The organism is Rossellomorea marisflavi, assembly GCF_001274775.1.
Classification (GTDB): domain Bacteria; phylum Bacillota; class Bacilli; order Bacillales; family Bacillaceae_B; genus Rossellomorea; species Rossellomorea marisflavi.
Map to the genome: position 1 here is coordinate 1,743,869 of NZ_LGUE01000001.1, position 11,809 is coordinate 1,755,677.

Here is an 11,809-nt window from a genome sequence, read left to right on the forward strand (position 1 = left end):
CCCTTCTACCTCCTAACATGGTATCTTCACGGAGAGGACCGTACCCTTTCCGAGTTCTGAATCGATGGTGAGGCTGCCCCCGACCGCCTTGATCCGCTCCTTCATTCCCTGAAGGCCCACGGACGGCAGGGAATTGGTTGGATCGTAATGGAAACCATAGCCACAATCCTCGATGATCAGCTCCACAAGTTCTGGCCTTCTCGTCAACCGGTATCGCACTGACTGGACACCTGCATGCTTCTTGCAATTATTCAGTGCTTCCTGGCTTACCCTCCAAAGCGCTTCTTCATATTTGGAGTCCAAACATGCCAGACCCTGAATCTCCGCATCTAATTTCAGCCCGAGCATATCCGCATAGCCCCTGACCGCCTGGACAAGTCCATTCTCAAGTCCATGAGGCTTCAATTGCCAGATCAATGCCCTCATTTCTGACAAAGCTTCCTGCGCCATGCCCTGGATCGTCTGGAACGTATCCTTGATATCCTGATCATTCGTCATAGCCGACCCTCCCCTTGCCGTCAATGTGAGGGAAAAGAGGAGCTGGTTCACGGAATCATGGAGGTCCCTTGCCAAACGGTTCCTTTCGCCGATCAGGGCAAGTTCCTGCTCTTTCTTTGTCAACGTGATCCTCTTGATCGCGGAACCGATTTGGAAAGCGACCGACTCCAATAGAGCAAGCTCCTCATGGGAGTAATGGGTCTTATGCGGTGCTGCCATATTCAATAAACCAAACGATTCCTGCCCGGACTGAAGGGGAACCGTTGCATGATAGAGGATATCGTTTGTCGCATTGGGATCTTCTTCGATTGCTTTTTCTATTCGCAGGCATTCAATGATATTCGTCGCCTTGGTAAGCTTCCCTTTGATAAACCGGTTGACGCACCAGCACCCGCCTTCTTTCATACGTTCACAGCCCCGCTCTGTCAAAGATGCGGGAAGGTTCTGATAAGAGACCATCTCATGTTTCCCTTGATCATCAATGAAAAAGATCCATCCGCTCGTGAATACCGTCCCGTTGATCAACTTATTCAACGCCTCGCTCATCATGGACTCCATCTCAGTCTCGGTGTTCAATAATTCGGCAATTTCTTTTAAAAGTTCGATGTTTGATCCTTCGTTCATCGTATTCGTCCTTTCTTCTCCTCTCTAGTATAACTCCTTTCAGCTCACTAGCATTCGCTGAAGGTCCCATGCCCGCTACGACTTTTGTCTGACTTTCCACAAAAAAAGAAGGAAGGCATCAAGCCTTCCCTGCTTCCGCTTGCATCTTCCCTTCGACTTTCACCATGAAGTCTTCCTGGGTGACATGCAGCAATTCGTCGCTCTCCTGCTTGGTCGCACCGACCACGCTGAAATAAAACTTGATTTTCGGTTCGGTCCCCGATGGACGGAGGCATACCCATGATCCATTATCCAAGAAATACTTCAACACATTTGAAGAAGGAAGATCGATGGTTTCTTTTTCACCTGTCAGGAGATTGGTCCTCTCACCGCTTGCATAGTCTTCAGCAATGACAACTTTCCTTCCCGCAATTTCCTTAAGGGGATCAGCACGGAAATCCTTCAGGATGCCCTGGATCTGTTCGGCTCCCTCTTTCCCTTTGAGGGTCATGCTTTGCAGTCCCTCCTGGTAATATCCGTGACGCTCATACAGTTCATTCAGTACATCTTGGAGCGTTTTCCCCTGCGCCTTGTAGTAGGCCGCTGCTTCCGCTGCCATGAGGACGGCCTGGATGGCATCTTTATCGCGGGCAAAATCACCGATCAGATACCCGTAGCTTTCTTCATATCCGAAGAGGAAGGTATGTTCACCTGATTGTTCGTAAGCTTTGATCTTTTCGCCGATGAACTTGAAACCTGTCAAGACATCCTCGACAGAAGCTCCGTAGTGCTCGGCTACCTTCCGCCCAAGTTCGGACGTTACGATCGTTTTGAATACCCTTCCGTTCACCGGGAGCTGATTCTTCTCCTGCTTCCTTGCCAGTACATAGTCCATCAGGATCGCGCCAGTCTGATTACCCGTAAGGAGGATATATTCCCCGCCTCCGCCTTTCACTGCGACTCCCAAGCGATCAGCATCCGGGTCGGTGGCGATCAGGATATCGGCATCGATCTCCTTCCCTAAACGGATGGCATATTCGAACGCTTTCCTTTCTTCCGGATTAGGCGAAGCAACCGTCGTAAATTCCGGATCAGGAACAGCCTGCTCCTTTACGATATGGACATGCTGGTAGCCTAGAGCCTTAAGGCCGCGTTCTGCCATTTTCAGACCGGTTCCATGAAGGGGGGTAAAGACGATCTTGAGATCTACTTCCGTAGCGATCTGTGGTTTTTCCGAAATCGTGAGAAGATGCTCAAGGTAAGATTGATCAATTTCATCCCCGATCATCTTGATCAGCCCTTTTTGCTTCAATTCTTCTTCAGGAAGCACCTTGATCACCAGCTCATCCTCTACTTCATTGACCCTTCTGATCACTTCATCTGCTTCAAGAGGTGGAAGCTGGGCCCCGTCTTCGCCATATACTTTGTAGCCATTATATTCAGGGGGATTGTGACTCGCCGTGACGACGATTCCCGAGAAAGCATTCAGCGTCCTGAGGGCAAAAGACAACTCCGGTGTCGGAGCCAATTCATCGAACACATATGTCTGGATCCCGTGAGTCGCCAAGGTCTTGGCAGACTCCATGGCGAATTCAGGTGACTTATGCCGTGAATCATAGGCGATCACCACACCGCGCTGCTTCGCTTCCTCTCCTTGATCTTCTATGTAACGGGCAAGTCCTTCAGATGCTTTCCTGACGGTGTAGACATTCATCCGGTTCGTTCCCGGGCCGATTTCCCCTCGCATGCCCCCTGTACCGAACTCAAGGTCTTTATAGAACGCGTCTTCAAGGGCCTTCTCATCATCATTGATCGAAAGAAGGGCATTCCCCATCTCTTCATCCAGTCCAGAGAATCCACTCCACTTTTCCCATGCTGTTTTCCAACTCATCTGAATCCCCTCCTAATAGGCTTTGTGTTTGTATTATTCTAGCCCTTCACCCGTAAATCCTCCTTAAATGGAGGAGTAGGGTTTGCTTTTCTATAGTAGCATACTTTCGGCCCGGTTCAGTGGGATATTTTTCAAAAAGTCTATGAGCTGATGCCTTTTTTATTATGATAAGATCCTACACGATGAAAAAGACCCTGCCGGTTTCAGGGCAGGGTCTTTTTCATTCATTTTTTATAAGAGATGCCGTACACATCATGACGGCGGTCTTTCAGCTGACGGACCGTTCCCGATTGCCGCTGGCGGCGAAGGACTTCAAGGTCCACATCCCCGATCATGACCATCTCGATGTTCGGGTTGGTTTCACCTACGATCCCGTCACGGGCAAATTCGAAATCGGATGGAGCGAAGATGCCGGACTGGGCGTATTGGATATCCATGTTTTCCGTTTGTGGAAGATTGCCGACCGTACCGGAAATGACGGTATAGATCTGGTTCTCAACCGCACGGGCCTGTGAACAGTAGCGCACCCTGAGGTACCCTTGACGGTCTTCGGTACAGAACGGGGTGAAGATGATCTTGGCCCCTTTATCCGTCGCGATCCTGGCAAGCTCGGGGAATTCGATATCGTAACAGATCTGGATGGCGATCTTGCCGCAGTCCGTATCGAATACACGCACGGTGTCACCAGCGCTGATTCCCCACCATTTGCGCTCATTCGGTGTGATATGGATCTTGTATTGCTTTTCAATCGTTCCATCGCGTCTGAAGAGATAGGCGATATTGTATATTTCATCATTCTCTTCTTTCACGAAGTGGGACCCTCCGATGATGTTCACATTATAGCGTACCGCAAGATCCGTGAAGAGTTCGATATACTCCTCAGTAAAATCTGTAAGCTTCCTGACGGCAAGACTCGGGGACTTGATGTTCAGGAATGACATCAACTCCGTCGTGAAGATCTCAGGGAAGACGACAAAATCAGACTTTGCATCGCTTGCTACATCGGTAAAGTATTCAACCTGGTTGGCAAACTCTTCAAAGGATGAAATCTTCCTCATCATATATTGGACCACACAGATCCTGACCGGATGGCTCGTCTTGAAGTGTCGCTTACTCAACGGTCGATAGTCTACGTTGTTCCACTCCATGAGGGTGGCATACTTCTGCGAACGCTTGTCATCCGGGAGATAATTCGGGTTGATCCGCATGAGGGTGAACCCGTTCAGAAGCTGGAAGGAAAGCACTGGATCGTAGATCTTATGGAGGCTTACCGCATCCACATAATCCCTCGGGGACATTTCTTCCGAGTGCTTATAGAAGTTCGGGATGCGCCCCCCGATGATGATACTCTTCAGATTCAACTGACGTGCAAGCTCCTTCCTTGCCTCGTACAAACGGTGACCGACCTTCATCCGTCGATATTCAGGATGAACCATGACCTCGATTCCATAAAGGTTATAACCTTCCGGGTTATGATTGGTGATGTACCCGTTGTCCGTCACGTCGTCCCATGTATGACGATCGTCGTACTCATCGAAGTTGATGATGAGACTTGAGCAGGAACCGATGATTTCGCCTTCGAGTACCGCAACAAGCTGCCCTTCCTGGAAGATATCCAGATGGCTTTCAAGATGTTCCACCTTCCACGGATCCATGCCCGGGAAGCAGACCTCCTGCATCTTGATGATATGTTCAATGTCCCCGTACTCCATGGGACGGATAATCATTTTCTTCTCAAATTGGGATAAATCGAGCTTTTCTGCCATTCATGATCGACTCCTTCTTCATCTTTCCTATATACCACATATCCTGCTCGTTTTAAACGAACTTCATGTTTATTCTATCAAATACCATGATTGAAGGAGAAGAAAAATACCTTGCTGCATATGCATAATGCGATCATTCATGTAATTGACATGATTTTTTTATCATTCCACACAAAAATTTCGCATTTTACATTTATAATAAACCCATACTATAATTTGATAGAATACTTGAAGAAAGGAGAAAGGGATGAATAAAAAAGCGGATTCTCTATTCTTCACCGCATGGGCCACTTCCCTGATTGCCATGCTGGGCAGTTTGTACTTCTCTGAAATCATGAAGTACGAGCCGTGTGAGCTTTGCTGGTATCAACGGATCCTCATGTATCCCATGGTGATCATACTCGGGGTCGCCTATGTACGGAAAGACTTCAAAATGGCCTTATATTCCATGATTTTATCCGGCATCGGTACACTAGTCTCCCTTTATCACTATTCGATTCAAAAAGTAAGCTTCCTGTCCGATAGTGCCCCGGCCTGCGGGAGGGTACCGTGCACGGGTGAATACATCAACTGGATGGGATTCGTCACGATTCCATTCCTTGCATTAACTGGATTCATCATCATTTTCATCATGAGCCTGCTGGTTCTTAAAACACTGAAGGAGGATCACTAATTGAAGAAAGTCATCATTTTTCTTGCCGTCATCGTTCTACTCTTCGGAGGGATCGCTATCATTACGAGCATGCAGAACAGTCAGAAAGCCGAAGGAAATATGTTCAAGAAAGATAAACTAAAACCGGCCACCGTGGATCTCCTCGACGACCCGAACTACCAAAACGTCATCCTGCCCGATGATTTGAAAGAAAAACTCGATAACAAAGAAGATGTGACCGTGTACTTCTATGCTTCCGATTGCGTGCATTGCAAACGCACCACTCCTACCCTTGCGCCATTGGCAAAGGATATGGATGTCGACATGGTTCAATTCAATCTATTGGAATTCCAACAAGGCTGGAATGATTACAACATCGAAGCAACTCCGACCCTTGTCCAGTTCAAGAACGGAAAAGAAGAAGCAAGGCTCGTCGGGGAACAGTCGAAGGAAGATTTCGAAGCATTCTTTAATGAATATGCAAAAGAATAAAAAAAGAGGAGCTGACCCTTCACGGGTCAGCTCCTTTCAATGAGGAGGAATTTCTGATCGAGAATATGAGGAATTCTCAAGATTACTGGTAGTAGATGTTTACCCCTCATTGATCATGTCAAACCTATTTAATTGATTTTTCAGATAAAATCAAATCAATAGTTGATTAGCCGGCTTTGCATACAGGCTGATATGATTATCGCAGTCATGACCTTCCGTGAATTGATCGAATGAGAAAGGAAAAGATATCCCGAATCCCCTAAGGATCCCGGCATTATGAGCGAACATTTCCCTGTATACCTTCTCCTCGCTACCTGTTTCAATGATGGCAATCAGTGTTTGAAGACTTGAGATGATCTGAAACGCTTCTTTCAGCGTTCCTACATACTCCACTTCATGCACATGGGTATGTAGAACCTTCAAGTCATCCATTTGTCTAATTTCATCGTCTGTGAAATAATCAGGAAACACGGTACAATACATATACTCGATTAGCTCCTGAATCTGCTCTTCTTGTTCGGGAGTCGACGCGATTAAGATTTTCACCTGTAGCCCACCTTTTTTGTCATGATTGTAATCTTTATGTAATGGATTATATTAAGGATAACATAGTTCTATGAAGGCTCAGGTGGTAATTATACCCACGGTGACATCGATAAACCCAAAGAAATAGGACGAAACACACACAACCAACCATGAATTTTGTCGTACAAAGGAGCTTATTGATGAAAACAAGACGTATAGGTGATCAATTTGAACTAACCATCCCTGGTAATTGGAAAAATGTAACGATTGAAATGATTCTGAAAGATAAGTGGAATTCACCTAAAAAGTGGATCCACTCCATGCGAATGAGCAAGGAAGTAAAAATCAATGGTGAGGTTGCCGGATGGGATGAGCCCCTAAAAGGAGGAGACCGCCTGCAGCTTCCTCTATTTAAAGACTTGGAACTGAATGTGAATCCGACATACGGGGAGCTCGACGTTCTATATGAGGATGAACATGTAATTGTTGTCAATAAGCCCGCCGGCATCGATACCCATCCGAATGGTCCTGATGACACTGACACCTTGGCGAACCTCGTGGCCTTCCATATCCAGGCTTCGGGCAAATCAGCGAATGTGCTTCATGTCCATCGTCTCGACAAAGATACGTCCGGTGCCGTGCTATTTGCGAAAGATCCATTAAGCAAGGCCATCCTGGACCGACTCCTTTCAGAGAGAAAAGTCAAAAGGACCTATCATGCAGTAGCCCAGGGCTCACTTAAAAAAAACAAAGGATCCATCACCGATCCCATCGGAAGGGATCGTCACCATCCAACGAGGAGAAGGGTGTCAGCCAGCGGGCAGGAGGCTATCACTCACTTTAAAGTCGTCTCCAAACAACAAGACAGGACATTCCTGACTCTCCAGCTGAAAACCGGAAGGACCCATCAGATCAGGGTCCATATGAGTTCACTCGGCCACCCATTGGCTGGAGATCTCCTCTATGATGGCACACCTGTTTACAAGAGACAGGCCCTTCACGCCTCTTCCATCGTCTTCCCCCACCCACTGACCGGGGAAACGATTTCATGCCATGCATCATGTTCGGACATTGCCGAGCTGAACTGGGAGGATTGAGTCAGTAGACGGGCTCATGAGGATAAAAGAACGACAGGAACGAGAGGCTAAGGCAAAATTGAATTAGTCATAGTAAACCCGAATTGACTTGTCTACGATAAGACATATCAATTCGGGTTTTATTTGTTTCATGACCATTGAGCGGTCGATTGGAGTGCAAGAAGGATACTCCTGCGTGAGTGGAATCCAGAACCTACATGGAGCATGCTATCCATTACGCTTTTATCCCAACCTACTATTAAAAATCAAAATGATCCGGGTCCGGTCCGAAGCGTTCATTCTGATTCAGACTGTTGATCTGGTTCATTTCATCCAATGACAGTTCAAAGTCAAACAGATTCGCATTCTCTTCGATCCGCTCGGCATGTACCGATTTTGGAATGATGATCACATCATTTTGAAGATGCCATCTCAGAACAATCTGAGCCGCTGACTTACCATGCTTCTTGGCGATGTGATTCAGCGTCGGTTCGTGAAGCACACGCCCCTGAGCAATCGGTGACCACGCCTCGACGGCAATGGAATGGGACGAACAGAACTCCCTCAATGGTTCCTGACTCAGGCGCGGATGTGTTTCGATCTGATTGAGGACCGGTTTTTCATTGCTTCCGGCTAACAGATCTTCAAGATGATGCTGATGGAAGTTGCTTACCCCAATCGACTTGATCAGTCCTTCCCCATGAAGACGCTCAAGTGCTTTCCACGTATCTTTGTATTTCCCTTCCACCGGCCAGTGGATCAGGTAAAGGTCGAGATAGTCCATCTGAAGCTTCTTCAGGCTCTCTTCGAATGCCCTTAGTGTCGAGTCATAGCCTTGATCGGCATTCCATACCTTCGATGTGATAAAAAGATCTTCCCGATTGACTCCGGAATCCCTTACCCCCTGCCCGACTTCTTCTTCATTTCCGTAAACGGCAGCCGTATCGACGGAACGGTAGCCCGTTTCAATCGCTGTCCGCACGGCATTGACTGTTTCTTCCGGGTTTTTCATTTGATAGACTCCAAGACCTACAAACGGAATTTCCAGGCCATTATGTAACGTCTTCGTACTTGCAAGGTTTTTAATCATAAGTGATCCCTCCTGATTCCATTGTACAAAATCTCTATTTCGGAAAGCGAATATTTCGACTTGTCAGTCACCCTATGAAACTGTCGGATGATGTGCTCAGGAAGGATAGCTGGTGAAGCGGGCGGGTCATGCCCACGTACTGCAGCTTGATATCCAGTTCATTGGACGGGTCATAGCGTTCTTCAAGGGCGACCAGCATCACGGCATCGAATTCCAGTCCCTTTGAAAGATAGGAAGGAACGACAACGACCCGGTCTTTCGGAATCGATTCCTGTTCTTCCAGAAGCTTCACCACCAAGTCCGTCCGTTCCTCCAAGATACAAGCGACCGCTTGGCAGTCCTTCATGCTCTTACAGATGACAGCAAATGTCTGAAATCCCTGTGCTTTACCGGAAGCGACAAGACGGCCGACTTCATCACCGATTTCTTCCTTTGAGCCGGCCACCTTTCTTACTGGAGATTCCCCGTGGCGAACGACGGGATTCACCTTTGGGAACTCGTACGGTAGAAGCGTGAGCAGCCTATTGGCTTCTTCCATGATTTCCACCGTGGTTCGATAGCTTTTCTGAAGTTCTGTATACGTGGCACGAGGGAAAATCTCCCGGTAGACCGGCTCCCAAGATGAAAGGCCCCTATACGAATGAATTCCCTGTGCAAGGTCCCCTACCAGGGTGAACATATCGGTTCCAAGGGCTTTTTTCAACGCATAGAGCTGCAGATAGCTATAATCCTGGGCCTCATCGATGACGATATTCTTCGCTTTCACATATTTATCGATGCCGTACAGATGGGTTTGCAGGAACAAGAGGATGGCCAGATCTTCTGACTCATAGCGTTTCTTATTGGCCAGTCTCAACGAATAGGCACATAATCGTTCGGCTTGTTCGTGTGACAGTTCACCACCTGAATAGGATACCAGGCGACCGGGATCTGAAAATAATTCCTTGAAATAGTGATCCAGCTGCTTCCGTTCAAACTGCTTCATATAGCCTGTGACGCTTGTCCTGATCGCTTTCTTCAGTTCTTCAAGGCGCTCAAGCTTCGTATCGAGGGCCTTTGTGACATAAGCCTTCCGATTCTCGCTCCGTCTGGATAAAGCCGCTTCAATGCGGGCGTCGAAGAAGTCCTCCACTTTTGTGATCATCTCGGCCTTGTTCGACCTGACAACATTTTGAAGAAGGGACTTGAGTTTCGTGATCCGTCGATAGATCGGCAGATACGTATACTCCTCTTTGAATAGATGGGTGAAACGCTTCGCCGTGAACAGCTTGTATTTATCCACATAGAAATCCTTGGACGTATAGAATCTCTCTTCGATTTCCTCCACATACTGTTCAAGGATCTTCCTGAACGTTCTTGAGCCCTTGAATCCGGAGATCCACGCAAGGTCCTCCTTGCCGGGAGAATCCGATTCGATGAACCGGATGAGTTTATCATCAGGTGCAAGCGTCAGCTTCCGTTCCAAACACGTCTGTACATAGTCGGTGAACGTCGTCTGCCGTACATTCTCCACCCCTAGATCGGGAAGGGCTTCTGAAATGTAATCGATGAACAGATTGCTTGGTGCAAGGATCATAAGCTGGGATGGATCGAAGAATTGTTTATAGTTGTAGATGAAGTATGAAATCCGGTGGAGGGCGATCGTCGTCTTGCCGCTTCCAGCCGCCCCCTGCACGATGATGGGTTTATTGAGATCGGCACGGATGATCCGGTTCTGTTCCTCCTGGATGGTGGAAATGATTTCAGTGAGCCGGTTGCTTGAGCTTTTGGCAAGAGAGTCCTGAAGCAGTTCATCCGTTGTCGTCAGGTCGATGTCGCGGACTTCTTCGAGCTTACCTTCCTCAATCATGTACTGGCGCTTCAGTGAAAGATCGCCACTGTAAGTTTCTCCTTCTGCTTCGTACGAAACATCACCGATCCTGCCCTCATAGTAGAGGTTCGCAATCGGGGATCTCCAGTCCACAATGATCTGTTCCTGATTATCCCTCTGGTAGAGCGAGGTTTTACCGATATAGTGCTTTTCCAACTCATGGGCGTGATCATGGCGGAAATCAATCCGGGCAAAATAAGGTTTGCTTCTGGCCTTCTCAAGGGAATCGAGCTCCTCTTTGGACATTTCAAAGAAGCTTGCATTCGTGAGTAGATCGATGTAAGCCGCACTGGATTCACCCCAGTCAATGTCACCGAAGGCTTTTTCCATATTCTCTTTATACTGTTCTTTGCTTGTTTGTGAGGTCTCGATGACTACGTCAATATACCTTTTTGTGAAGTCGAGTCGTTCTTGTTCGATTGTAAAATCGGGATGAAGTGGTTTTTCCTTTGTCATGGCGATCTCCTTCCAAATTATGATCCGCAATGGAGAAATGGTGCTGCAGAGGTAACGACTCTCTGCAAACCGACTCTGGAAATATATGTAGGGCGTTGGGAGCAGAAATATATATTATCAGAACATTCATGCCGGCACAATACTTATTTTCAATCCCAGCCTGATCCTTGCCTACTTTATGGAAGAAAGGGATGCACTGTGATACGCTGGAATCAACGCATATTGCGGAGGAGGAAAATAGATGTACCAACATATCATGTGGGATTTTGACGGTACCTTATTCGATACATATCCGGTCATGGCCGATTCATTCAAGGTCACCTTAGAGAAAAATGGGATTAGCAAGCCACTTGAAGAGATCATGGACCTCATGCGCATCTCCATGTCTACGGCCATCCAGCATTATCAGGAGCTGCACAGGTTTGACGAGGCCTTCCTGAATGACTACCATGCGGAACGTAAATCAAGGGAGCGTGATGCAAAACCCTTCGACGGGATCGCCGATCTATGCGGGCAGATCCAGAGAACCGGTAGATATAACTACCTTTACACCCACCGGGGGGAATCGGCTGTCGCCATGCTTGAGACATTCGGTTTGGCTGAATTCTTTACAGATTTCATCACCGAAGAACATGGATTCGAGCGAAAGCCAAGTCCTGATGCCATCCTTCACCTTCTATCCAAACATGACATCGCTCCTGAAAAAGCGATCATGATCGGCGACCGTGACCTTGATATCATGGCAGGAAAGAACGCTGGGATCGATGCCTGCCTGTTTACAGACAAGCCGTCATCCGACAGTCAAGCGGATTACGTCATCCGTGAGATTCAAGAGCTTCGCCCCATACTGAACATACGGGGCTGATAGACAAAAAAACGCCTGATGGCGT

General features: G+C 47.5%; 10 protein-coding genes. 4 read left to right on the top strand and 6 right to left on the bottom strand.

The window, feature by feature from the left end; genetic code table 11:
- Positions 1 to 12: 12 nt before the first annotated feature.
- The 3 genes from AF331_RS08710 to AF331_RS08720 form a co-directional block, all read right to left on the bottom strand.
- A complete protein-coding gene (locus tag AF331_RS08710; RefSeq protein WP_053427663.1) occupies positions 13 to 1,122 on the bottom strand; it encodes a GAF domain-containing sensor histidine kinase in 1,110 nt (369 codons plus the stop codon).
- Between the two features lie 118 nt (positions 1,123 to 1,240).
- Positions 1,241 to 2,992, bottom strand: coding sequence for a phospho-sugar mutase (locus AF331_RS08715; protein ID WP_053427664.1), 1,752 nt, complete (start codon positions 2,990 to 2,992; stop codon positions 1,241 to 1,243).
- Positions 2,993 to 3,216: 224 nt separating this feature from the next.
- Entirely contained in the window at positions 3,217 to 4,758 is a 1,542-nt protein-coding gene (locus AF331_RS08720; RefSeq protein ID WP_053427665.1) for a bifunctional GNAT family N-acetyltransferase/carbon-nitrogen hydrolase family protein, read from the bottom strand.
- Positions 4,759 to 5,005: 247 nt separating this feature from the next.
- Between AF331_RS08720 and AF331_RS08725 the strand changes: the two genes are divergently transcribed.
- Together AF331_RS08725 and AF331_RS08730 are read left to right on the top strand one after the other, a co-directional pair.
- On the top strand, positions 5,006 to 5,431 hold the full coding sequence (locus tag AF331_RS08725; protein WP_053427666.1) for a disulfide formation protein C: 426 nt from the start codon (positions 5,006 to 5,008) through the stop codon (positions 5,429 to 5,431).
- Entirely contained in the window at positions 5,432 to 5,902 is a 471-nt protein-coding gene (locus AF331_RS08730) for a thioredoxin family protein (protein ID WP_053427667.1), read from the top strand. It begins immediately after the preceding gene.
- Between the two features lie 150 nt (positions 5,903 to 6,052).
- Here AF331_RS08730 and AF331_RS08735 read toward each other — a convergent pair whose 3' ends face one another.
- Entirely contained in the window at positions 6,053 to 6,448 is a 396-nt protein-coding gene (locus AF331_RS08735) for a YhcU family protein (protein ID WP_053427668.1), read from the bottom strand.
- A 179-nt stretch (positions 6,449 to 6,627) separates the two neighbouring features.
- Here AF331_RS08735 and AF331_RS08740 point away from each other — a divergent pair, with 179 nt between their 5' ends.
- Entirely contained in the window at positions 6,628 to 7,524 is an 897-nt protein-coding gene (locus AF331_RS08740) for an RluA family pseudouridine synthase (RefSeq protein WP_053427669.1), read from the top strand.
- 238 nt (positions 7,525 to 7,762) lie between these two features.
- On the opposite strand, the gene AF331_RS08745 is transcribed toward AF331_RS08740, so the two are convergent.
- On the bottom strand, positions 7,763 to 8,593 hold the full coding sequence (locus AF331_RS08745; protein WP_053427670.1) for an aldo/keto reductase: 831 nt from the start codon (positions 8,591 to 8,593) through the stop codon (positions 7,763 to 7,765).
- Positions 8,594 to 8,660: 67 nt separating this feature from the next.
- The gene (gene helD / locus AF331_RS08750) at positions 8,661 to 10,919 is read right to left on the bottom strand and encodes an RNA polymerase recycling motor HelD (RefSeq protein WP_053427671.1); all 2,259 of its coding nucleotides are present in this window, start codon (positions 10,917 to 10,919) and stop codon (positions 8,661 to 8,663) included.
- Between the two features lie 241 nt (positions 10,920 to 11,160).
- Here helD and AF331_RS08755 point away from each other — a divergent pair, with 241 nt between their 5' ends.
- Entirely contained in the window at positions 11,161 to 11,784 is a 624-nt protein-coding gene (locus AF331_RS08755; protein ID WP_053427672.1) for an HAD-IA family hydrolase, read from the top strand.
- Positions 11,785 to 11,809 lie beyond the last annotated feature (25 nt).